Raw genomic sequence first — 23416 nt, forward strand, 5'->3', positions numbered from 1 at the left:
GACCGTTTGTAGGAATGTGGAAACTTTCGGTCAAAATTCACAGTCATCCCAAAACGCAGGGCAATCGACCCTACATCAATGGGAGTAAGCATGGCGGCGATTCATATCGGCATTTCCGGCTGGCGCTACACGCCCTGGCGGGGCGATTTCTACCCCGAAGGCTTGACCCAGAAACGCGAGTTGCAGTTTGCGTCACGCGCCGTCAACGGCATTGAAATCAACGGTTCGTTCTATGCGCTGCAAACGCCCAAGCGCTACGCCGAGTGGTATGCCGACACGCCTGAAGGCTTCCTGTTCAGCGTCAAGGCCCCACGCTATATCACGCACATCCTGCGCCTGCGGGAGGTGCACAAGCCCATGGCGAATTTCTTCGCCTCCGGGGTACTGGAGTTGAAAGAAAAGCTTGGGCCGATCCTTTGGCAGTTCCCGCCCAGCTTCAAGTTCGACCCGCCCCTGTTCGAAGCCTTCCTCGCCGAACTGCCCACCGACACCCAGCAGGCGGCCGCCCTCGCCCATCAGCATGAGCCGCGCCTGAATGGCAAGGCGAGCATGAAGGCCTACGGCAAGCGACCCATGCGCCATGCCGTGGAAATTCGTCACGCAAGTTTTGCGGTGCCTGAGTTCGTGCAGCTGTTGGATAAGTACGGCGTGGCCCTGGTGGTGGCGGACACCGCTGGCAAGTGGCCGTATGCCGAAGACGTTACCGCCAACTTCATGTACCTGCGTTTGCATGGCGACAAACAGTTGTACGCCAGCGGCTATACCGACGAAGCCCTCAAGCGCTGGGGCGACCGCATCGAGCGTTGGCGTCACGGCAAACAGCCCACGGATGCGCACCTGATTGATCCGAAACACAAGCCACGCGCCCGCAAACAGCGCGACGTATTCTGCTTTTTCGACAACGACATCAAGGTGCGCGCACCTTACGATGCCCGCCAATTGCTGCAGCGCTTCGGGCTGGATACCAACCTGCTGACGGAGCCCGGACGACTGCCCGAGCCGGGGGTGCTGGCATGACCCAGCCGGAGTTGATCCCGCCCACGCCCACCACCGCCATCACGCGCTTTACCGTGCTGACGGTCAATATCCACAAGGGCTTCACCGCCTTGAATCGACGCTTCATCCTGCCCGAACTGCGCGAAGCGGTGCGCAGCGTCGGCGCCGACATGGTGTTCCTCCAGGAAATCCACGGCACCCACGAGCGCCATCCCCAGCGCTACAGCGACTGGCCGAAGATGCCGCAGTACGAGTTCCTCGCCGACAGCATCTGGCCGCAGTTCGCCTACGGGCGCAACGCGGTCTACCCCCACGGCGACCACGGCAACGCGTTGCTGTCGAAATTCCAGATCATCCGTCACGACAACCTCGACATCTCCCAAAGCGGCCATGAAAACCGTGGCCTGCTGCATTGCGTCCTGCGCCTGCCGGGCAGCGGGCAGCAGGTGCATGCGATCTGCATCCACCTGGGCTTGCGTGAGGTGCATCGCCAGCAGCAATTGCGCTTGCTGGAGCAGCGCATCAGCGAGATTCCGGCTGACGCGCCGCTGGTGGTCGCCGGCGATTTCAACGACTGGCGCCAGCGCGCCGACCTCAGCCAAAGCGGCCTCAAGGAGGTCTTCGCCGACACCCTGGGCAAACCTGCGCGCACGTTTCCGGCGCGCCTGCCGCTGTTGCCGCTGGACCGCATTTACGTGCGCAATTTGAAGGTGCATAACCCCCGCGTGCTGACCACGCGGCCCTGGTCGCACCTCTCGGACCATGTGCCGCTGTCGGTGGAGATTGAGCTATGAACGTTGCTGTAGAACATATCGCCACCGATCAACCGCCGGATGACGCCAAGGCGCGTGACCTCGATTACGGCTGGCAGAGTGGCAATCAAATCGAACTGCTGGAGAATGGCGAGGCCTACTTCCCCAAGGTGTTCGAGGCCATGCGCGCGGCACAGCGTGAGATTCTGCTGGAGACGTTTATCCTCTTCGAAGACAAGGTCGGCTTTGAGCTCAAAGACATCTTGATCGAGGCGGCGCAGCGCGGGGTAAAGGTGGTTGCCAGCCTTGATGGCTTTGGTTGCGGCGAATTGAGTGTTTCGTTTTTGCGCGAGCTGGCCGAGGCCGGGGTGGCGGTGCAGATGTTCGATCCGGCCTCGAAAACGCTGGGCATTCGCACCAACTGGTTTCGTCGCCTGCACCGCAAAATAGTGGTGGTGGATGCCGCTGTCGCCTTCATCGGCGGCATCAACTTTTCCGCCGACCACCTGGGCGACTTCGGCCCTGAAGCCAAGCAGGATTATGCGGTGCAAATCGTCGGCCCGGCGGTAGCCGACCTGCACCACTTCGCCCTGGCGCAAAGTGGTCGTCAGGTGCGCACCCGGCGTGGCTGGCGGCGGCGCCAGCAACGTCCTGCGCCGTGGGCAACGTCTGAGGAAGACGGCCTGGTGCGCCTGATTTATCGCGACAACGTGCAGCATCGCGATGACATCGAAGAAGCCTATATCCATGCCCTGAGCAAAGCCCGTACACGCGCCGTGATCGCCAACGCGTATTTCTTCCCCGGCTACCGCCTGCTGCGCGAAATCCGCAACGCCGCGCGCCGTGGCGTACACGTCCAACTGATCATGCAGGGCCAGCCGGATGTGCTGCTCGCCAAGCTGGCGGCGCGCATGCTCTATGACTATCTGCTCAAGGATGGCGTGGTGATTCATGAATACTGCCAGCGCCCGCTGCACGGCAAGGTCGCCTTGGTGGACGATGACTGGAGCACCGTGGGCTCAAGCAACCTGGACCCGTTGAGCCTGGCACTGAACCTGGAAGCCAATGTGCTGATTCGGGATCGGGCGTTCAATCAGCAGTTGTACGAGAGCCTGGAAGCACTCGCCAGAAACCACTGCCAGACCATGCCGGAGAAGCGCAAACCTCGCCTGTGGTTGTGGCGCCTGACTGTGGGTTTCCTGGTGTTTCATGTAATGCGCCACTTCCCGGTCCTGACCGGCTGGCTGCCGGCGCACAAGCCGCGTTTAAAACCCATCGAGAGTCCGGCCCATGACGTCTGAAAAACACGGCTCACGGTTCCAGCGCTGGAAGAAACCCCTGACCATTGCATTCTTCCTGCTGCTGATCGTGCTGTTCACCCTGCTTGCCCGGCGTATCGACTGGAGCGAAGTGCTGCAGACCCTGAGCGAATTCAAAGTGCGCACCTTGCTGATCGCCAGCGCGCTGACAGTGTGCAGCTTTATCGTCTACGCCTGCTTCGACCTGATCGGCCGCACCTACATTCGCCAGCCGTTGCGCTGGAAGCAGATCCTGCCGGTGGGGATCATCAGCTACGCGTTCAACCTCAACCTGAGTGCATGGGTGGGCGGCATCGCGATGCGTTATCGCCTGTACTCGCGGCTGGGGGTGAGCACCAGCAATATCGCCAAGATCCTGGGGCTGAGCCTGGCGACCAACTGGTTCGGCTATATGGCGATCTCGGGGGTGATTTTCAGCAGCGGCCTGGTCACCATGCCGCCGGGCTGGAAGGTCAGCACCACGGCACTGCAAGGCATCGGCGCACTGCTGGTACTGGCCAGCCTGGGCTACCTGGCCGCCTGCCGGTTTTCGAAAAAACGCGCGTGGACGATTCGCGGCATGGAAATCAACCTGCCGTCGCTGCGCATGGCGTGTTTGCAATTGATGCTGGGCGCGTTGAACTGGGCGCTGATGGCGGCGGTGATTTTCACACTGTTGCCGTCGAAACTGGATTATCCGCTGGTGCTGGGGGTGCTGCTGATCAGTGCGATTGCCGGGGTGCTCACGCATATTCCGGCGGGGCTTGGCGTGCTCGAAGCGGTATTCATTGGGCTGTTGCAGCATGAAGCGTCACGCGGGAGTTTGCTGGCCGGGTTGATTGCTTATCGGGCGATCTATTTTATCTGCCCGCTGCTGATCGCATTGGTGATGTATTTGGGTGTGGAAGCGAAGGCCAAGGCGTTGCGGGTCAAGAAGACAGCTTGATACCTGTGATGATCGTCCCCACGCTCCGCGTGGGCACGCAGCCCGTGACGCTCTGCGTCATCTGCGGGACGCGGAGCGTCCCAGGAGGCATTCCCACGCGGAGCGTGGGAGCGATCATCGAGCATCGCTATTGCGACTGAATGATGCTCAACCGTTCACCCACTACCATCTCGGTGATCCAGTCCACCAGGATCGAGGTATAGGCCTGTTGTGACACTGGATCGCTCAATGAATGGTCGGCGCCGTCGATGATGCGGTGGGTCAGGGAATGGGTTTGCTGGCACGCCGCGCGGTAACTCATGATGGTGGCGTGGGGCACGTGGTCGTCGGTTTCCGATTCGACGATCAGCACATCGCCGGTAAATTGTGCGCAGGCGTGCAAGGCGCGGTTGGTTTCGGCACGCACCAGGGTGCTGCGGTAGTCCATCAGGTCAGCTTTATCCAGGTCACGCTTGGGCTTGAGCCATTCCTGGTCGCGGTACAGCGCTGGCACACGCAACGCCAGCCAGCGCACCGGGCGCAATGAGGTGAGGATGGCGGCCAGGTAGCCACCGTAGCTGGTGCCCACCACCGCCACCGCCGAAGTGTCGATCGCCGGGTGGGACAGCAGGCGGTCATAGGCGGCCAGCAGGTCGCGCAGGTTATCTTCACGGGTCACGCGGGACAGCGGGATCCCGGTGCCGGCGTGGCCGCGCAGGTCGAAGGTCAGACACACGCAACCAAGCCCCGCGATGCCTTTGGCCCGTTCCAGGTCGCGTTCCTGGCTCCCGCCCCAGCCATGCACGAACAGCACGCCCGGCACTTTGGATTTGGGGCTCAGGAAGGTCCCGCTCATCTGTTCGTCGTCTATATCGATCGCAATGCTCTCGCTTCTAGCCGTCATAAGCCTCAACCGTTACGTATTTGAGTAGAAAGTCGCTGTTTTCAGCCGGGCCCCGGTACACCTCGATGGCATCCGCCGGCAGCGCCTGGTCCACGTAGGTTTCCACCGAGGCCACACGGATGGCCGTAAGGCTCGGGTTGTTGATAAAGCTCTGCAGCGCCGCGACTTCCGCGCTGCTGGCCCCGCCCATGCGCCAGGATTGCTCGAGCACGCCACTGCGGCGCTGGCCGTCGCTGTCCAGGCCCTGGGCGATGTCGTAGTTGCGCCGCGAGGCGTAGAAGCCCGGGTAGGCTTCGTCGGCAGCTCTGTCGAAGACCTGCGCTTGCCTCACAGCTTCACGTACATCGTCGGGCAGGTCCAGCGTGAGCAAAACGTCATAGCCACCGGGCACCACCAGCAGTTGGGAGCCGCCGTAGACGTCTTCCCCCTGCCCGTCCCGGGTCAGGTATTGCTCGCCGCAGTAGCTCAGCACCTGATCGCCAATAAAGCTCTGGCCTACACTGTGAGTGACCACGTCGTGCAGGTCTTGTTCCAGCACCACGCCATCGTCGAACATCCACTCCGCTTCGGGACGCGCTAATAGGGCGTCGAATTCGTCGAGGCTGCGAATGACTTGCTGGCCGCGCCCAGCGCAGGCGTTCACGGGTTTCAAGCGAATCGGCCCGCTGTAGAGCAAGCGCGTGGCGGCCGGCCGTGCATCCTCCACAGCGAAGACACTCAAGCCATCGAGTACCACATCGCGCACCCGCTCACTGAACAACGGCGACCAGCCTTCCGGCGCCTTGGCTTCAGGGCCCAGCAGGCCATGACTGATGGCTTTGGTGCAGATGAACCCGTGATCGACATAACCGCCCCACAGGTCTTGCGGGCCTTGGATATTGAGCGCGCGGGCTTGGGCCGCCCCCACCAGAGTTTGTGTGGGAAGCAGATACAGGTCGCGGCCAGCGTGTTGCTGTGGATCGTAGCTGCCGCCGAACTTGAGCCCCAGTATCTGCGCCAGCCAGCGCGCCAGGGCGCGATTGGTATCGACTTCATGCTGGGGTGCGCCAGCGCGTGTCGAGTGAGCGACTACCCATTTTTTCGGTGAAATTGGGGTCATGCGTCCCCCTTGGCATTCGGCCATGTGTGTAGGGGAAGCGTAGCAGGGATCAGGCCAAGATCTGGCTGAGGAGGATCGTTTGAAAATCAATCAGTTGGGGCAAACGCAATAGCAGTTAGCCTGCGCCATTCTGCACGACGCGGCTGCGGGTACGCGGCGTTCTGCACGATTCACATAAATCGCACCCGATATCCGGCGACGGCGCCAGCTAACATACTGGGCCTATCAACCCATCACGAGGCAATCCACATGGCCAAGCAAGCACTCATCCTGATCGATATCCAGAACGACTACTTCCCACAGGGCAAGTGGCCGCTTGATGGTGTGGAGGCCGCCGCGGACAACGCTGCGCGAGTGCTGCAGGCCTTTCGTCAGGCCGGGGATGCCGTGATTCACGTTCGTCACGAGTTCGAAGGCGATGACGCGCCGTTCTTCACGCCGGGCTCAGAAGGTGCTCATCTGCATGCCAAAGTGCTGAACCAGGGCAATGAGCCGGTGGTGCTCAAGCATTTTGTGAATGCTTTTCGCCAGACCAACCTGCGTGAGTTGCTGGAACAGCGCAGCATCACCGACGTGGTTGTGGTCGGCAGCATGAGCCATATGTGCATCGATGCGGTGGTGCGGGCAGCAGCGGACTTGGGCTACAAGGTCACGGTGATCCACGATGCGTGCGCGACCCGCGATCAGGAATTCAATGGGCAGGTGATTCCCGCCGCGCAGGTGCATGGCGCATACATGGCGTCGCTGGCCTTCGGGTATGCGGGCGTGGTGTCGACAAATGACTATCTGAAGGCACAAGCGGCGGTGGCTTGACCGCCGCTGAGTAACCTCAGCGCGTGGCGATGATGAACAGGCGCGGGAATGGCAGCAACACGGTGCCGTCGCTCAGGGCTGAGTAAGCCTGGCTAATCCGCGCCTGGTACTCCTGCAGGAACGCAGCTTGTTCGCCATCGTTCAGGGGGGCCAGGAAAGGTCGCAGCGCTGAAGCCTTGAACCACTCCACCACGGCCGCGTGGTCTGCCAGCGGGTGTTGGTAGGTGGTGCGCCATACATCGACGGTAGTGCAGTACCGACTCAGCAGCTCGTAGTAATAGCTCGCCGAATGCCGCTCGTTATGCTTGACCGCGCCGATCTTTGCAGCCCATGGTCCCTGCGCCGCGACTTCGCGGGCGAGCCGGTGGGCAGGCTCGTCGAGGTTGTCCGGCGTCTGTATCGCCAGCGTGCCGCCGGGGGTCAGTTGGTGGACCAGATGCGGATAGAGCGTGGCGTGGTCAGGCAGCCACTGCAGGGAAGCATTGGCGAGAATCACGTCGAACTGCTGCGCCGGGGTCCAGGCGCCGATATCGGCCAATTCGAAGCTGAGTGCCGGCAAGCGTTTGCGCGCGTCGATCAACATGTCGTCGGAGCTGTCCATGCCGGTGATGTGCGCATGGGGAAAGCGCTCGGCCAGCACCTGGGTGGAATTGCCGGGGCCACAGCCCAAATCGACGGCTGTGCCCACGTCGGTATTGGGAATCGCCGCCACCAGGTCGCGGACGGGGCGCGTGCGTTGCTGCTCGAACATCGTGTACTGCTTGGCGGACCAGGTCATCACAGTTCTCCTTCGTTGGCGGTTAAGCATGCCCCATAAAAAACCCCCGAAGCCAGGGGCTATCGGGGGTTTTGGGGGTTCTGGGTCTCAGACCTCAAAAGGGTAGTTCACATAAGAACCGCTTAACAAAAATAAGATTTCTCTATAGCCCTTACACCACGAGGGGCACAGCGAAATTGGTAAGCGCAGAATTCTGCAAAACGTAAAGAACGACACGACATCCTCGGTCGAACGGTGCCACTTACGCTTATCTGACAAATCGCTGTAAAGATCACGCTTTACGTTTTTTCCCGCAGATGGCTGGTCAATTCAGAAATCAACCATGATTTCGACTTTGTGTAATGGTGAGTTTTCGCGTAACGGACGGTACGTCACGCAAAAAAATCAGTGTTATCTCAGCAGTGTTCATCACCCTTTCCGCCGCTACCAAAGTCGACCTAACATAACTGTCCGCTAGGAGTCAGAAACGGCCCCGCTCGCAAATTAGCCAGCTTCCTGATCCTTTTCGATAGGCAAATCTCTCCGTCCTACTGCGGTAGATCGGGTATTGCACATCTATGCCATGGTGACTTTTAATTGGGACTCAGAGGCGTAATGCCTGATAAGAGCTAGCCTGTGTATCACGATCTCGGAGTTAGTATATGTCTAGCACGCAGGAAGACCTGGAATATAACGAGCAAACACGCCCAATCACCTTTTTTGAAATCTGGGGCCCCTGGCGAGAGTCAGTTATCGAACAACATCGTTTTTATGTCGACCAAGGCAAAAATAAGTTGCTTGCTCAATTCAATAACATGGAGCAGGAGGCGGAAGAGGCAGCAGAGCACTGGATGGAGAAACAATCTCAGCATTTTGATCCCGACCGAGACGATCCCGGAAGCGTCGCAGAAGATGCATACCATGAAGGGGTCGAGTATTACCGGTTGCTGAGTGAACTGAGAGACCAAACCAGACTAAGCATTGTCGCTGGAATGTATCACGCCTGGGATAAAGAATTGCGTCGGTGGCTTTTGAAGGAAATTGAGCACTGGCATAGAGGTCCTAACGTCACAGATATGTTGTGGAAGGCTACATTCGAGGAAATTGTCGAGCTATTAGACATCTCGAAACTTGCCAAGCGTAGCGCAGGCTACCTTCAAAAGCTAAGCGCGTGTCGATACGTAGTGAATGTGTATAAACATGGTGAAGGCCTTTCATTGAAAAAACTAAAAGCCAGCCACCCAGAATATTTGCGAATACAGTCTACATTTGGAAACACTCCCGATATGAGGTGGATAGACCACACCCACCTATTGGTTACTGATAAGCAGCTTGAAGAATTCTCCTGCGCTATTGTGGAGTTTTGGCGAATGATCCCAGCGAGGGTTCGCAGCGAAACTCTTAACGTGCCAGCATGGTTTGAAAAAGCTATGGAAAAAGACCGAAAAATGAGTTCGCCCTAAATTCGTGGGTAGATTCAAGCCGCAGCGTCTGACTGAAAGTGCCGGTCGTGGATAGCGACAATCAGCAAAACACGGCCCTCCGACAGTCGTCATATCAATCCGACAACAATCAAAGGAAGACTCTGATAATGGGAGCCTGGCTTAGGGTTTAGATTGGGTCCCACGTGAACGATCATGGCTTGCTGTGAATCCCTAAACACTCAGTGAAATTCGTCGTAAATATGGCATATCGAGTTCTCGGGCTTGCTCTACTAGGGTGCCTAAGCTGCGTGTAGTCGTGGACGGAACAGTGGCATTCTGCTAGCGTCGGACAACCCCGCACGGACGATTGTTAAACCGGGGGAGTAAAAAGACAATCGGCACCTTGGATACCTAGGTGCCACTGCTCCAACATGGCAGGCGAGCATAGTGATCTCTGACATCGATCTACAAGAAATTGCCCCGAGGGGACGCACGTCGTCTGCATCCGCGACGCATGTTGTAAGTGGTATCCCACTACCTAAGCCCCTTCGAGTTAGAAGCTTCAGCCCAGATGAATGGGAGGAGTTCGTAGAGGAGTGGGCGAGTAGCCTGGAAAGTGAATACGCGAAAGTCCGCCGTTTTGGTGGCTCGGGAGACTTGGGCGTGGACATCGCAGGGATCTGCTCTCAGGATGGGTTCAAAGGGCCTTGGGATAACTACCAATGCAAACGCTACGATCACCCACTTCGGCCTAGCGATATCTGGGTAGAGATTGGCAAAATCATCTATTACTCGTTTAAAGGGAAATATATCCCGCCTCGCAAACACTATTTTGTGGGATCTCAAGATATTGGCACTACCCTTGAGCAACTCTTGAACGACCCTGCTGAACTGCAATTCAAGACGGAAGACAACTGGGAAAAATATTGTAAGACAGGGATAACATCCACGATGGAAACTCGTCTATCGGGAGAACTGTTTGATTACTTCCATAAATTCGATTTCACCATATTTTCGTCAAAATCCATTGTAGAGCTTATCAACGATCATAGTTATACCCATTACCATGCCGTAAGATTTGGCGGAGGGCTACCTTTTAGGCCCGACTCGCTGAAACCACCAGCAATACCCTCTGGCACTGAGAGCCGTTACATCAGGCAAATACTAGACGCATATGCACATCATCTAAGCACCAAAATATGTAACGAGGCCGACCTTGAGCCCTTTAGTGCGTTGAAAAGAGATTATCTTCGGCAAAGAGAACGATTTTATCACGCGGAGTCTCTGAGAAATTTCTCAAGAGACACAGTTCCCGAAGGTACATTTTCGGCATTGCAAGATGAGATATTCTATGGGGTTGTTGATGTCTGTGAGGATAATCATGCGGATGGCTTTGCACGAATGAAGGCAACTATCACTCACTCATCAAGTATTGCTGCTTCAGCAAATCCCTTAGCATCAGCATTCAAAACCCAAGATCGTCAGGGGATTTGTCACCAACTGGCAAATGATGATCGACTTACGTGGGTGCCCGAAAATGAGTGAAGTAAAGGTGAGAAGCCCCTTCAATGGTCCTCTGGAGACCGGCGTAAGATCTCTTGCGATTTTAACCACAGCCTTTCCAATGGCGATGGACTTACAGCGCCTAGTAGAAATGGACTACTTAGTAGTGCATTCCGAAGATGCTAGCGGCCCCAGTAGCCTTCATACACCGCTGCCTTTAAGAGGGGGGGAACTCCTCGTCCGGAGAGGTTTGATAGAGTCAGGGCTGAAGCTTATGGTCAGGCGTGGTTTATTAAGCCGGATAGCGTCATATGACGGCTTTAGTTACATAGCAACGGACGCCGCAGGACCATTCATATCGTCTCTGATAACAAGCTACTCAATTAAGCTAATTGATAGAGCTAAATGGGCATATGAGGTATATGGAAATACTCCTACAGATGAAGTCCGATTGGTAACTCACCGTATCTTTAAATGGACCAGTGAGTTCCAGACTTTTGATCAGAGGGGCTCTGAGTGATGAGTGAGTTCACCTTTCAATTAAGATGTGTCCAGTTTTCCGGACCTAATGCCCAAAGCCAAGTGGATTTTTTCGAAGGCGTTAACGTCGTCTGCGGCTCGTCAGATACTGGAAAATCCTATTTGGCCGAAGCGATTGATTACATGCTGGGAGGGGCCGAACTTAGAACCTTTGATGAGGTGAAAGAATATGATCGGATCAGCCTATCTATAGAATCGGGGTCTGGCGACCGATGGAGTCTGCAACGGGCGCTAAGTGGAGGAGGTTTCAAACTTGTCGAGAATGATCAAGACCAATCGATTGTATTAAAATCTAATCATTCTCATGGAACCACAGACAACCTCTCTGGATTTCTGCTAGAAAAGCTTGGGCTACTCAATAAAAAAATCTTGAAAAGTGGTGCAAAATCGACACTGCAAAGTTTGAGCTTTCGAAACATTGCTCGACTAGTAATAGTTCAGGAAGAGGAAATTGTCTCCAAGGGCTCCCCATTCTGGGGCGGCCAATTCACCACGAAAACATCAGAATTAGCGACGGTCAAACTACTTTTAACTGGAGTAGATGACTCAGCTATCAATACTCCAACAGTAAAATCAATCGACAACTCAGGTAAAATCGCCTTACTAAATGATTTGATAGTCGAAATTACTGCGGATCTCGGCACTGTTGACCGTTTAGACCTTGTGAGTCAAATGGAGAAAATAGGTGCCTCCATAGAAGTGCAGAGGCAATCCATTGTTCTTAATGAAAAGCTTCTCGCTGAGCTTCTGAAAAACCGCCAACACAACATACTCCAGCGACGGGAAAGATCTGAGCGAACAGACGAAATTGTTGATCTTCTTACAAGATTTGACCTTCTACGCGACCATTACGATGTGGACCTTGAACGACTGGAAGCTATAGTAGAAAGCGGATCACTGCTGGTTTACGTAGATAAGATTGATTGCCCCATGTGCGGTGCCGCACCATGTAATCAACACTTCGAGGATGAAGAAGACTCTGACGTAGCTTCGGTTGTACAAGCAGCCTCCGCCGAAATGATTAAAATTGGAAAGCTAAAATCAGATCTCGTTCGAACTATTGAAGAACTTCAGTTAGAGCATGAGAAACTTATAAGAAATCAACTGAATAGCCAGAAAGAATATGAAGAGATTGAAAGATCATTGAGGGATGCGCTTTCGCCAGCAACAGGCGAAACAAAGGCTAGCTTTGAAAGCTTGGTCGAACTTCGTCAAGATGTATCAAAAAAAATTAGCAGCTTTGAGCGGATCGATCAGCTTAGCCAGCGAAAATCATTACTTGAAAAAGAAGGAACCTCAACTAGTGGCAACACAGCTTCAATAGTCCGTATTCCAGAGATCATCGGTAACTCTTTATCGATGAAAATCTCATCAATTCTCACTGAGTGGAATTTCCCAGGAGAATGTATAGTCAGCTTTGATAAAGGCTCAAGCGACTTCATCATCGACGGGAAACCTCGGGGTAGCCGCGGTAAGGGCTTACGGTCCATTACCCATGCCGCGGTCAGTCTTGGGCTACTGGAATATGCGCAGGAAAACTCTTTGCCCCACCCTGGTTTTCTAGTGCTTGACTCTCCACTTTTAGCATACTTCAAGCCAGAAGGTGATGATGACTTGCTTCTAAAGGGAAGTGATCTTAAAGAAAAATTCTACGAATATCTGATTACACACCATAGCCGCGACAGCCAAATCATAATTATTGAGAACCAGCACCCCCCTATGGATGCTCTCCAAGGAGTGCACCTAACTGTGTTTACTAATAATCCAAGCGAGGGACGAGCGGGATTGCTTTGATATTTTTACGAATTACGCGAGAATCATTCAAGGCATGTTAGTTACTACGATTTTGCGATATTAGGATCACTAGCAAAATTAATCGTATCGCTCTGAAATGTGATAAACATGATAAATAATATTAGAAGGGCTTAAACCATGCCATGGAAGCTATCCAACAATACTCTTGAGCAGCAGCTAGAGAAGCTTTTTCATAAAGATGAAATAGATTTCGGGAAGCCTGGATTTTACGACGAGCCCAACTTTTTAAAAAATGAGGAACAAGATCCAAGATACTTGGAAAACTATGCACGTTATGTCGAAGCTCGCGCCTACGATACAAATTATTTGGCAGAAGCGAAGCGAAAAATTGAAATTGCCGTCCAAGTACTATTTGCAGCGGTAAAAAAAGATGGGCGTCTAGGCGCATGTGTTGATGTTTCTGGAATGCTCGGACGGATGCTTGATCGCCTCGGTATCTGGAACTATGTTGCGACGACAACGTTGACCATTGACTTCCCGGCCAGCGCTGAACGCTCCACTCAACATTTCTGGACCTTTGATGTAGGTTCTTTCACTGCGGCTCATGCGATCGTTGTGGCTCCACCGTTCTACGTGGTAGATGTTACCGCTGCGCTCCAGGCGTATGAGCGACCAGTCCTCAATTTTCTTCCGAATTTCATTGTTTCCGAAACTTTCACTTCGACTAGTTGGAAACCTGAAGACCTTATGAATCATCAAATGTTGCGTTCTATACCAACACAGTTTGGGAACTTTAATAACTTTCTCAAACGGACCAACCCTCAGATGTTGTCGGTAATGAATGCACTACCGGCTAGGCAGGTTTCACACGGCGAGACAACCCTCAGGTACGTCATTGTCGCCGTAGGCGGAACCATCGAACCTCTAGAAGGAGTCGTGGGCTACAAACCCTGCGGACGTACAGCCCTCACTATTTTCGACCACGATATATTGCCGCTGGTTGAATGCTCCTAATTTAACAAATAGTGATTTCTCGACAATTAACCAGAGAGCCCATAACTCTGCTTGAAGCAAAAGCCGTCACTGCTTTTGTGAGCATGAATTTATACCTATTCCACGCGTTCCTGGCCGCCTTCATCCTCCAATATCGGGCCTTCATCAAGGTCTGTTTCGGCTGGATAGCGGTCTGCGGCTCACTTCAGCTTAGGCCCTTTTCCTGAAATGCAAAGGTGAGCACCTGATGAGCCAGCCTGCGAGAAGCAAATATTCAGCTACTGAAACCTCACGGTAAACGCCTATTGTGACATTTTGACGGAAAATTCATTATGGCCGCCCTGGGCGCCTTATTTTACGGGGCCTGCGTACGGAATCGGGAAAACTCGACCTACACTTGTTTACAAGTAGTATAAATAGCGCTGTGTGACATTTAAGGTGCCCATCATGACCGACAGCCATATCGCGGATCTCCTCAAACACGAAGGACCGATGCTGAGCAGTGACCTATCGAAACTGCTAGAGCAGCGGTATGGCTTGAATCCGACGGCAGCCAGAAAACGCGTTGAACGCGGCGGTGATGGGATTAACAAACTGAGTCAAATCGTTTTTCCTCACCGGGCTCGCTTTGTGTATCTAGAACAAAGTTATGGCTCCCCGTACTTTTTCCACAACCTGATGGAAGCTCTGAAGAAAACGCGGAGCGCGTATTACTTGGCTTTGAGGGCGCTAGAACTGCGCGACAACGTGATGCCTCGGGCGCATTTCCTCATTGCGTGCGGCGCTCCCATCGCGCAGAAAAGACACATCTCTGCCGAAAGCCTGCTGGAACGATTGATTAAAGCTGGGCTGGTGAAGGAAGTTGATCTTCCAGTTGGACAGATTTCCATTATGCGATGCGATAGGGAGCAGCTGTCGGACATTCCATCCATGTGGGGGAAAATGAAAGGCCGCCTAATCGCAGAGAAGGTCACGCTCCTGGCTGTCAAGGACTGGGCGAGAAACCTTGGGATGGTGAGCTATGATTCTGTCGAGACTAGGGAGGATGAGGATCGCGAATCGTTACCTAAGGTCGGCACTTTCAATTGGGACCTGGCAGGTCCCTCCTACCTACATCCAATGCGGACTTACACCAGCACAGCCTTGAAACCTGGCTTTTTCGTTTGCGATATAGCGCTAAACGGATGGATCTCACCTGACGATATCGGCGCGTTCCTGCACAAATGCGTCACCCTCCGCAGCTTACCGAAAGTCGGCAGATGCCTTCAGGTGTTCGTGGCTGAGGCCTATCAAACCGAGGCATTTGCGCAGCTAAAAAGTGAAGGCGTAATCCCGGCGACCACTGAAAGCCTATTTGGCCACGACGTAGCTCTTGCGTTGAAAAACTTATGCAATGTGCTGAACGACACAGCCAAGCTCATAGAAAGCCCAGCTGCACTAGATAAAGTCTTCAACGACCTATCCCGCATAGAGGGGGCGTCCTACTCCTTACGTGGGAGCCTTTTCGAATTTGCAGTGGCACAGATCGCTAGGTCTACGTTCGCCGGCTACGATCAAGAGATGAATCGCATCGTGAAGGACGTTATGGGGAAACAGGCCGAAATCGACGTTCTTGCGGTACGCAAAAATCATGAGGTCATCTTCATTGAGTGCAAGGGTATCCATCCGGCGAGCACCCTTGACGACAGAGAGGTGATCAAATGGCTGGATAAGCGAATCCCTGTCCTAAGGGGAGCTGCGAAAATTCATTCGGACTGGGCAACTCTGACCCAGCGCTATGAGCTGTGGACTAGTGGCAGGTTTTCAGAGGAAGCAGTAGCCCTCGTGAGCGCTAGACAGGAAGAGAGCAGCAAGCTGGTGATTCAGATCCGCGACGCTGAATACGTTCTCGCCGAAGCAAAGGCTAGTAAGGAGGCCGGTCTGCTGAAGACATATGAACAACATTTCGTTAGACATCCTATGCAGGAATTCGAGGCCGAGAAGAGACGACAACAGCGCAGGGAGGATCGAGCAGCTAAGCACCGCTTGGCAACCCCTGCCACTCCGCCGCCACTTCCTGCATTGCCTACATCGGCCGAGGCCGCAATGTGCGTTTCTGTGAATCCCGAACGCTAAGGAAGACTCAGCACTTTGCCGTCCGACTTCCGGCCGATATGAAATAGCAAATGTTAGCTTCCGAAGGAGGCTTGGCACCAAATGGCCTTTCAGTAACACGGGTACTCATGGGGTATGCGCTCTAAAAGCAGGTGTTCATAACCGCAGGCCCAGATCTTTATTACCAGTTTTAAAGGAAGGTGACATTATGGAAGTTGAACAAGCCTTAAAAAACTCGCATCAGTTTCTGGACAGCGCTTTTCGTGATGCGCGTCTGGCCGTGTCGATCTCCCATAACGAGGCCCAGCGAATTATTTTTCTTTTGATAGAACGTCAACAGAACATGCCAGCTGATCTCCGCTTAATGCCATGCTTTGCCCAATTCATTTTCGCAACCGAGGCGCTTTACAACGCTTACGAAAGTTATGAATTGACTGAAATGGGAGACTGGATTGGTTGGGCATTTTCTGAAGACTTGGTGGAAAGTCATACCAAGGAACTACACATTGGCAGAATAGTCGATTTTTATTCATCCCCAACACTCATAAGCTGGCCTGGATTCATGCCCACAATGGTAAAATTTTTTGGGGCATTTTACTTTTACGCCCGAGAGCGGACAGCGATGAATGATATTGCGCGAGATCTTTGGATCAGCGCAACTTTAAGCTTTAAGAAAACAATGAATACGCCCGCTCAGCATATTCATCTTTCTGAGGTTTTTCTTGGATTAAATCTAGCGTGTTGGGCCGCAAAAGAGGCCCCCGAATTGGCTAAGGTATTCGTACCTCAACTTGAGTCTATCTCTGAAAATGAATCACTTCCTAACCAATTTCGCGCTCTGCTTTACTCTGGTTTGTCTACATCAGCTGGCTTTTATTCAAGCAAAGCTTCATCTGAATGGGCGCAAAAAGCGCTTGCTGAATGTGCCGACTCCCTAGCTGACGCACATAAGGTACAACTGCTATCGACAGTCTACGCAGGCACTGAAGATGGAGATCCTACCACGCTGCTCAGTCAGATAGACTTGGTACAACGGCACTTGAAATCGCAGCTGGAAGAGATCGCATTTTTCCGAGATGCTGCCATACGAAGCGGTGCAATACAGCCTTTTATCGTCAAAACTATTGACGCCCCCGATACTGAACTAACACTTCAGGGCCTACGGCTCTGGTATCAATTACCGTCAGATGAATTCAGTCTCAATGCAAAACACCTGTATATTTCCATACCATTTGGAGAGCACGGCTACTCGTCAGTGGTGGGTTCTGAAAAAACATTCATATATCGGGATTCTCAGGCGCTTCTCGAAGGTCTAGTACATGCGAGCAACAAATTTCTTGGTGTGGCAAAGTCAATCGCTTACGCTGATAATTCAGGATTAAGAATTCCGGAGCGTATTGGGATACCCATGTATGGCGACTCCACAGATTACGAATCCGCAATGAAAAAAGGTTATTGCCCAAGTCGTTACTTGTTCAATTCGGAGCCGTTGTATCAGTTAATTTTAGACAATGAGTGCAATCCGGTGCAGGCGATCCAGCTTAAAGAATGGGGGAAAACATGGCCGATTGCCTCATCCTTTTCTATCCCAAAACCCGATAGAAAACCGAAGAACGTATTGATATGGTGCGGTGGCGGAAGCCTTACAGAAGAACTTGAAGCTGAGGCGATCAAAAAAATCTTTGAAAGAGCTGAAGCCATAGTTGAAGTAGTTTGCTTTGAAGAGTCAGCGCAACGAGATTTTACCACTGTCTATGGAGACGATCTTTATGACGTGATATGGGTCGCATCCCACGGTACCTACGATCACTGGTCTCCTAAAAAGGTAACTATGCACGTTGCAGAAGGCAGGTCCGTTTCTTTGGCGGATCTTTGGAATAAGGCACCCATTGGGGAAGAGCGCCGCCTGCTGTTTTTAAACATTTGCGACGGAGCGCGTTTTGAAGAAAGAGGATACCTCCCTAAAATCGGACTGGCACCAGGTTTAGCCTGCGCCGATCAAGCGACAATCTCTCATCTATGGCCTGTACAAGGTTACCCAGCTGCCGCATTCGGAGCATACCTCGCATACCACATAGCAGAGGGCACGTCATTTTTTGAGGCGTATAAGCTTGCAGTGCTCTCAGTCCGAAAAACAACATGCGCGATAGCTGAGGACTTAACATCCAAGATAGGTGACGGATTCGAACTCATCCAACAGCTTAGTCGTAAAGAGGACGATTACTCATCGATTGAGTTCTACGGATCGGCGGCCTTTTATCAATAAGTTCCAGAGGCTCATCTCTGGCATCTGCTAACAAACTGGGTGAGTAAAAGAATGTCATCAACTCCTTGTCTCAGGATGGCTTTCTCGAAACATTAGAATTTCATCGATGACAGACACAAACTGTACGTTAGTGCATGACGGTCCTGAGGTTCAGGGTAATTGCGCTCGCTTAAAATACGCGGACACAATCGTCCTTATGGGCCGGCTCGAAAAGAGTGTTCACCGGCCCTTACCCTCCTCATGGCCTAGAGGCCGCTTATTTAGCTTCATAGCCATCCAGGCAGCCTCCGCATCTGTCTTAACGTAATGCCCTTCGACGTCACTCCCCGTAACGGAACATCGTATGGATACGTTGTTCGCGGTGCCCAAGAGGGATCGCTTCGTCGCGAACCTTTGCTACGGTGACCATATCTGCTCTTAGGAAGGCTCCAGGCAACCGCCATCCAGCTTGGATCTCACTCTCACGCTGCATGACTCGATATCACAAGTCACGACGCGCAGTGTGAACGCAGGGGCCAGTGACCACGTCACCGTACAGCCGTTAGGGGCACCCGGCATCACTTTGATATTACGACGGCTCGTACCTCAGCTAAGCTGCTTTAAACAGAAATTAAAGCTAGCGGAGGCGAAGTGAAGATTAGGAAAATTGTCATTCGAAATTTTCGAGGCATCAAGCTCCTCGATTGGAATGTACCTGATGAACGAATAGTTTGTTTGATCGGGAAAGGAGACTCTGCAAAGACAACAATACTTGAAGGCATACGTTGCATTTTTCATCCTCAATGGAACCTATCCTTTAACGACTCAGACTTTCACCTGTGCAACGTTAACGATCCAATAGACATCACCGTGGTTTTCGGAGAGATACCGAATGAGTTTTTGTCCATACAAAAATATGGAGGACTTTTGCAAGGCTGGGACGCAGCGAAATCCAAGCTGAATGATGAGCCTGAAGACAACGACGAGATTGTACTGAGCGCTAATCTAACCGTAGGGCGGGATTTGGAGCCAAAGTGGAAAATAAAAGCTGACCGTAACATTGACGGAGTCGATTTCCGGGCGACAGACCGGGCGAAGCTCAACGTAGGGATCATAGGCTCATATAGCGAGAAACACCTCACCTGGGGGGCAGGTAGCGCTCTGGCCAGAATTACTGAGTCAGACAACCTTGCGGAATCCCTAGTCGACGCCAGCCGTGCTGCACGCGGATCATTAGATGGTGAACGAGCAAACGCCTTGGTCAAGTTTGACGCCGCCGCCACCAAATCTGAAGCCGTGGCTAGAGGGCTGGGCGTACCTATCCATCAAAACTATCAAGCGCATCTGGATACGGCTTCTATCAACATCCGAGTAGGTGGCCTAAGCCTACATGACGGTGAGATGCCATTGAGGCAACTAGGGTTAGGCTCTAGACGAATGCTAATGTGCGGCATTCAGAAAGAAAACCTTCAGAAGAATCACGTTACCCTTTTTGACGAGCTTGAAATAGGTCTTGAGCCACACCGGATCGCTCGGTTAGTTAAATACATCAAAGATGACAAGACCGGACAGTACTTTATAACCACGCACTCACCATCAGTATTAAGAGAACTTAGCACTTCAGATCTCCACATCGTTCATCGTCTGGTAGATATGGTGACAGTCGTGAACACAAACTCCCTAGAACTATCCGAGCTAAATGTCCAGGGACATATCAGATCGAGTGCTGAAGCATTTCTGTCTAAGAAGATTGTAGTTTGCGAGGGGGCCACTGAGGTCGGGTTCCTACGAGGGCTGGACGACTATTGGCTCGGCCAAGACTTGGACGCTTTCTCATACTTGGGCACGGCGGTTCTTGACGCCAAGGGAGCTAGCAAGGTCAAAGGCCTAGCAATGGCGTTTAAAAAATTGGGATATCAGGTCTGCGTTATCGCTGATGGAGATGCGCCAAAGGACTTTTCGGACAAAGACAGCCATGACTTAGAAGTAAATGGCGTATCAGTAATGGTGTGGTCAGAGCAGCTAGCCTTGGAGCAAAGAGCAATGTTCGACTTGCCATGGAAATACGTTAAGGCAAGCTTAAAACTTGCCGAAGAATCAGGCAATCCTGTTCGTGATAACGTGCGATCTAAACTTGCTATTGCCCAGCCCCAGGATCTGATGGAATGGCAAGACTCACCGGAGTTGCGTCAAGCTATAGGTGACGCGGCCAAAAGCTCCGCATGGTTCAAGTCCATCACTGGTGGCGAGGCCTGGGTAGAAGTGATTGCTGACGCTTTTTCCGATGCTAAATTCGTGCTAAGCGATCTTGGCAAAAAACTGTTACAGGTTCGCGCGTGGGCTGATCATGACTGAAAATCTGCACACGATACTGGCCGAGACTCAAAAGAAAGGGTATGTCATAGCACCTGCGGGTTATGGTAAGACCCACCTAATAGCCATGGCAGTGGGTGCCGCTACCCATCGGCAGTTGGTCCTAACACATACCTATGCTGGAGTAAGCTCCCTCAAAAAGAAGATGCAGCAGTTGGCGGTTCCGTCATCGCTCTACCAAGTAGATACCATCGCAAGCTGGGCTCTGCGCATGTGCCTTAGTTTCCCCGCTACGTCCAAGTGGTCCGTTGAGTACCCCGACGACGAAGATTGGGACAAACTTTACTTAGCATGTGCATCTTTATTGGACAGGCCGTTCATTAAAAAATTATTGGGAAGCTCTTACTCAGGCTTATATGTCGATGAGTACCAAGACTGTTCGGTACAGCAGCATATGCTCGTCGAAGGGATCGCTAGAGTTTTACCTTGCAGGATATTGGGCGACCCACTACAAGCGATTTTTGATTTTGCCAATCAGCCTGTTGAATGGGAAAAACATATATATCCCCAATATCAAAAGCTGGGGGAGCTGAGTATACCTTGGCGCTGGCAACTGGCGAAAGCACCGGAACTAGGTCAATGGCTAGACAACATCGGGACTAGGCTTCGCACGAACGAACAGTTTTCAATTCAGGCGCCGTTACCAAGGGGTATCACCCGCATTTCAGTGGACCTAAATGACTTCGCAGATCGTAAGAGGCTTAATTTCCTGTATAAGTTTTTGAACGATGAAGACTCTGTGATTGCAATATACTCCGGAGATCAAAAGTCCAAGAATAAAGCACACAAGCTTGCGCAGGCTTTAGCCGGAAAATTCTCTAGCATCGAGGAGGTGGAAGGAAAAGACTTATTTAGATTCATCAAAAAGATCGAAGCGGCAAAAACACTAAGCAAAAAAATGATCCTGGCAATTGAATTCACTAAAAAGTGTATGACAGGGGTAGAAGGAGTATTGACTACTGGGACTAAACGAGGTGAAGTTGCAAAGGCTACTCAAGCCACCAAGCACCCCCAAATTCTCAGAGTTGCGAATAAATTTCTCTCCTCAGCGACAAGTGCTCATCTTCTAGCCTTCCTGCAAGCTATCCAAAAAGTAAAAGAAACGTCGACGTACCGCCGAGACCTTCTTAACAGATTGATTAAAGTCCTACAGAGCAACGTCGACAATCCAGAAAAAACACTTATGGAAAGTGCCAATAATTTCCAGCGTGATTTTCGCCATACTGGCAGACCTGTCCGATATAAGAAGCTCATAGGCACAACTCTACTTGTGAAAGGCTTGGAGTACCAACATGCAATCATTTTAGAGGCGGACACCATGACCCCAAAAGATCTTTATGTTGCACTCACACGCGGGGCAAAGACGCTCACAATCGTCAGTTTGAGAACAGTGCTCCCGAGCTGAATTTGCTCAGGCTAAATGGCGAACGCCTTAAGACTTGTTTGATACCGTCCAGATAGAGTGAATCGCCCCGAATCCCGGTATCACCTGGCCAGATCACTCCGTTGTTAAAGATGGTCGTGTTTTCCGCAAACACGAGTCCTATGCTACGCAGTGCGCGAACCCGTAGTACACGCTATGGGAATCAGTGACGCAGCTCGCTAACACACCATTCGCGTCGATGGTCGACGGAGTCCAAGGAAACTATGATAACGGCTTCGCCGAAACTATCCACGAGGAGCGGTCCTAGCGCTTTGTCGGATGGAGGCTCGGGCGCGTCTGGAGGCAGACTTCGCCAGTGCGGGAATTCGACGACTATGGATCTATACGCCTCGAAGCGCTCCACGCTCGCACCTGCAACACGCCCCCCTCTCGTTGAACGGCCACTGCCCTTCACTGTATATTAATACAGCTAATTATCCTCACCCTGCCCTGAAGCGACGATGAGCAAGCCAGCAAGCTGAATCTGCCTTTCAAAATGGAAAATCATGTCGATTTATTTGCCTTTCACAGAAAATAATTTCTTGGAACACGTCGATAACGTGATCAAAAAGTGGGGACGGTGCACGGCGCCGCTGTTCATCGAACAGGTCAGCAAAAGCGGCAAAATCACTGGAGCTGCTGATCTGATCGGATCCAGTTTTTTCGCAGTCCGAAGAGGCCATTATTTTCTAGTGTCCGCAGCCCATGTCTTCGAGGGGCAAGATCCTAAACGTCAGTTTGGCCTTAATATTAATGGCCAGGGAGCATTGCTAAACGGCATGCCAATCGTCAGGTGCATTGTAGATGACATCGCTGTAGCCCTTCTGCCTGAGACTTGGTTTATGAAGGCCAAGATCGAACGAATGAAATTCGTACCTCTTGACGATCTTGTAACCCACTACGTTCCAATCGGGCTTTGGGTTGCCGTAGGGTATCCAGCCTCAAAAAATGGGCTTAACCCGCGTCTTAACCAGACCCAAATCGTTACCCATGGAACGAGCTTCACTGAACGAATTGAGTCTCCTGCTGCAAAGTCGCACATCTCCAATGCTGTTGGCTTCCGCTTCGATAAGAAGCGCGCAATTGATACCAATAAGAAGCGCGCGAACCCTCCATGCTTCAGTGGGACAAGCGGAGGACCAATATTTGAAGTGCTAGCGGACGTGGAGTCTGACGGGGCATTCAGGTGGAAATGCCGCCTGGAAGGTATTTTTCTAGGCTGGCATAACCGAGAGAAAGAAGCACACGCGGCTCGTGTGCAGCCGGTAAAGGATCTGATGGACGCTATTATTGACCACATGAGTACGTAGGAGCAGTTCGATGCATAGTCTGCCAACGAACAGTTCAATACTCATGCCCAAAATGGAAAAGCATAAATGACTGGTTCAGATGGGAAATTGCACATCACTTGACCACCTGTTTGCATTCGACTTGACCAGCCGTTTGCACCGGAGTTGACCAGGCATTTGCATTCGACTTGACCACTCGCCTATCCGATCATGTGAGGGCGACAGCAGCGCTA

18 protein-coding genes are annotated in these 23416 nt (G+C 52.4%); 15 read left to right on the plus strand and 3 right to left on the minus strand.

The window, feature by feature from the left end; genetic code table 11:
- The first annotated feature begins 90 nt into the window (after positions 1-90).
- The 4 genes from C4J93_RS23720 to C4J93_RS23735 are packed head-to-tail and all read left to right on the plus strand — an operon-like array spanning position 91 to position 3992.
- Positions 91-1017 carry a DUF72 domain-containing protein gene (locus tag C4J93_RS23720; RefSeq protein WP_124372017.1) on the plus strand — a complete coding sequence of 309 codons (927 nt, stop codon included), beginning with the start codon at positions 91-93 and terminating at the stop codon, positions 1015-1017.
- Positions 1014-1790: an endonuclease/exonuclease/phosphatase family protein gene (locus C4J93_RS23725; RefSeq protein ID WP_124372018.1), complete on the plus strand. Its 777-nt coding sequence runs from the start codon at positions 1014-1016 to the stop codon at positions 1788-1790. Before C4J93_RS23720 ends, C4J93_RS23725 begins: the two co-directional genes overlap by 4 nt.
- Positions 1787-3049, plus strand: coding sequence for a cardiolipin synthase ClsB (clsB, locus tag C4J93_RS23730; RefSeq protein ID WP_124430589.1), 1263 nt, complete (start codon positions 1787-1789; stop codon positions 3047-3049). The genes C4J93_RS23725 and clsB overlap by 4 nt, the downstream gene beginning before the upstream one ends.
- Entirely contained in the window at positions 3039-3992 is a 954-nt protein-coding gene (locus C4J93_RS23735; protein WP_124372020.1) for a lysylphosphatidylglycerol synthase domain-containing protein, read from the plus strand. The genes clsB and C4J93_RS23735 overlap by 11 nt, the downstream gene beginning before the upstream one ends.
- 127 nt (positions 3993-4119) lie before the next feature.
- On the opposite strand, the gene C4J93_RS23740 is transcribed toward C4J93_RS23735, so the two are convergent.
- Together C4J93_RS23740 and C4J93_RS23745 are read right to left on the minus strand one after the other, a co-directional pair.
- On the minus strand, positions 4120-4875 hold the full coding sequence (locus tag C4J93_RS23740; RefSeq protein WP_124364607.1) for a S9 family peptidase: 756 nt from the start codon (positions 4873-4875) through the stop codon (positions 4120-4122).
- Positions 4865-5974, minus strand: a complete 1110-nt coding sequence (locus C4J93_RS23745; RefSeq protein ID WP_124430590.1) for a DUF3182 family protein — start codon at positions 5972-5974, stop codon at positions 4865-4867. Before C4J93_RS23745 ends, C4J93_RS23740 begins: the two co-directional genes overlap by 11 nt.
- Positions 5975-6223: 249 nt before the next feature.
- Between C4J93_RS23745 and C4J93_RS23750 the strand changes: the two genes are divergently transcribed.
- A complete protein-coding gene (locus C4J93_RS23750; RefSeq protein WP_124430591.1) occupies positions 6224-6787 on the plus strand; it encodes a cysteine hydrolase family protein in 564 nt (187 codons plus the stop codon).
- A gap of 16 nt (positions 6788-6803) precedes the next feature.
- Here C4J93_RS23750 and tam read toward each other — a convergent pair whose 3' ends face one another.
- On the minus strand, positions 6804-7565 hold the full coding sequence (tam, locus tag C4J93_RS23755) for a trans-aconitate 2-methyltransferase (protein WP_124430592.1): 762 nt from the start codon (positions 7563-7565) through the stop codon (positions 6804-6806).
- Positions 7566-8206: 641 nt separating this feature from the next.
- On the opposite strand from tam, the gene C4J93_RS23760 reads away from it, so the two are divergent.
- The 10 genes from C4J93_RS23760 to C4J93_RS23810 all read left to right on the plus strand — a co-directional run bounded on the left by C4J93_RS23760 (position 8207) and on the right by C4J93_RS23810 (position 23204).
- The gene (locus C4J93_RS23760) at positions 8207-9007 is read left to right on the plus strand and encodes a hypothetical protein (protein ID WP_124420942.1); all 801 of its coding nucleotides are present in this window, start codon (positions 8207-8209) and stop codon (positions 9005-9007) included.
- 408 nt (positions 9008-9415) lie between these two features.
- On the plus strand, positions 9416-10513 hold the full coding sequence (locus C4J93_RS23765) for an ABC-three component system protein (RefSeq protein ID WP_124420943.1): 1098 nt from the start codon (positions 9416-9418) through the stop codon (positions 10511-10513).
- Positions 10506-10991 carry an ABC-three component system middle component 2 gene (locus C4J93_RS27830; protein ID WP_124420944.1) on the plus strand — a complete coding sequence of 162 codons (486 nt, stop codon included), beginning with the start codon at positions 10506-10508 and terminating at the stop codon, positions 10989-10991. The genes C4J93_RS23765 and C4J93_RS27830 overlap by 8 nt, the downstream gene beginning before the upstream one ends.
- Positions 10991-12805 carry a hypothetical protein gene (locus C4J93_RS23775; RefSeq protein WP_124430593.1) on the plus strand — a complete coding sequence of 605 codons (1815 nt, stop codon included), beginning with the start codon at positions 10991-10993 and terminating at the stop codon, positions 12803-12805. Before C4J93_RS27830 ends, C4J93_RS23775 begins: the two co-directional genes overlap by 1 nt.
- Positions 12806-12943: 138 nt before the next feature.
- A complete protein-coding gene (locus tag C4J93_RS23780) occupies positions 12944-13780 on the plus strand; it encodes a hypothetical protein (RefSeq protein WP_124420946.1) in 837 nt (278 codons plus the stop codon).
- Between the two features lie 426 nt (positions 13781-14206).
- Entirely contained in the window at positions 14207-15874 is a 1668-nt protein-coding gene (locus C4J93_RS23785; RefSeq protein ID WP_124420947.1) for a hypothetical protein, read from the plus strand.
- Between the two features lie 187 nt (positions 15875-16061).
- Positions 16062-18119 (plus strand): CHAT domain-containing protein, encoded by a 2058-nt coding sequence (locus C4J93_RS23795; RefSeq protein WP_256660110.1) that lies wholly within the window; start codon positions 16062-16064, stop codon positions 18117-18119.
- Positions 18120-18749: 630 nt separating this feature from the next.
- Complete coding sequence (locus tag C4J93_RS23800; RefSeq protein ID WP_124420948.1) at positions 18750-20453, plus strand: ATP-dependent endonuclease; 1704 nt, start codon at positions 18750-18752, stop codon at positions 20451-20453.
- Positions 20446-21876, plus strand: coding sequence for a UvrD-helicase domain-containing protein (locus C4J93_RS23805; protein ID WP_124430594.1), 1431 nt, complete (start codon positions 20446-20448; stop codon positions 21874-21876). Before C4J93_RS23800 ends, C4J93_RS23805 begins: the two co-directional genes overlap by 8 nt.
- Positions 21877-22400: 524 nt before the next feature.
- Positions 22401-23204 (plus strand): hypothetical protein, encoded by an 804-nt coding sequence (locus C4J93_RS23810; RefSeq protein ID WP_124420950.1) that lies wholly within the window; start codon positions 22401-22403, stop codon positions 23202-23204.
- Positions 23205-23416: the final 212 nt, after the last annotated feature.

Origin of the sequence: Pseudomonas sp. R2-37-08W, from assembly GCF_003851705.1 — a bacterium.
Taxonomy (GTDB): domain Bacteria; phylum Pseudomonadota; class Gammaproteobacteria; order Pseudomonadales; family Pseudomonadaceae; genus Aquipseudomonas.

Bases quoted from the DNA above. Each gene is read 5' to 3' on its own strand.
- C4J93_RS23725 (WP_124372018.1), top strand. From the start codon at position 1,014: ATGACCCAGCCGGAGTTGATCCCGCCCACGCCCACCACCGCCATCACG.
- C4J93_RS23720 (WP_124372017.1), top strand. From the start codon at position 91: ATGGCGGCGATTCATATCGGCATTTCCGGCTGGCGCTACACGCCCTGG.
- C4J93_RS23735 (WP_124372020.1), top strand. From the start codon at position 3,039: ATGACGTCTGAAAAACACGGCTCACGGTTCCAGCGCTGGAAGAAACCC.
- C4J93_RS23740 (WP_124364607.1), bottom strand. From the start codon at position 4,875: ATGACGGCTAGAAGCGAGAGCATTGCGATCGATATAGACGACGAACAG.
- C4J93_RS23795 (WP_256660110.1), top strand. From the start codon at position 16,062: ATGGAAGTTGAACAAGCCTTAAAAAACTCGCATCAGTTTCTGGACAGC.
- tam (WP_124430592.1), bottom strand. From the start codon at position 7,565: ATGACCTGGTCCGCCAAGCAGTACACGATGTTCGAGCAGCAACGCACG.
- C4J93_RS23745 (WP_124430590.1), bottom strand. From the start codon at position 5,974: ATGACCCCAATTTCACCGAAAAAATGGGTAGTCGCTCACTCGACACGC.
- C4J93_RS23785 (WP_124420947.1), top strand. From the start codon at position 14,207: ATGACCGACAGCCATATCGCGGATCTCCTCAAACACGAAGGACCGATG.
- C4J93_RS27830 (WP_124420944.1), top strand. From the start codon at position 10,506: ATGAGTGAAGTAAAGGTGAGAAGCCCCTTCAATGGTCCTCTGGAGACC.
- C4J93_RS23805 (WP_124430594.1), top strand. From the start codon at position 20,446: ATGACTGAAAATCTGCACACGATACTGGCCGAGACTCAAAAGAAAGGG.
- clsB (WP_124430589.1), top strand. From the start codon at position 1,787: ATGAACGTTGCTGTAGAACATATCGCCACCGATCAACCGCCGGATGAC.
- C4J93_RS23760 (WP_124420942.1), top strand. From the start codon at position 8,207: ATGTCTAGCACGCAGGAAGACCTGGAATATAACGAGCAAACACGCCCA.
- C4J93_RS23775 (WP_124430593.1), top strand. From the start codon at position 10,991: ATGAGTGAGTTCACCTTTCAATTAAGATGTGTCCAGTTTTCCGGACCT.
- C4J93_RS23810 (WP_124420950.1), top strand. From the start codon at position 22,401: ATGTCGATTTATTTGCCTTTCACAGAAAATAATTTCTTGGAACACGTC.
- C4J93_RS23780 (WP_124420946.1), top strand. From the start codon at position 12,944: ATGCCATGGAAGCTATCCAACAATACTCTTGAGCAGCAGCTAGAGAAG.
- C4J93_RS23750 (WP_124430591.1), top strand. From the start codon at position 6,224: ATGGCCAAGCAAGCACTCATCCTGATCGATATCCAGAACGACTACTTC.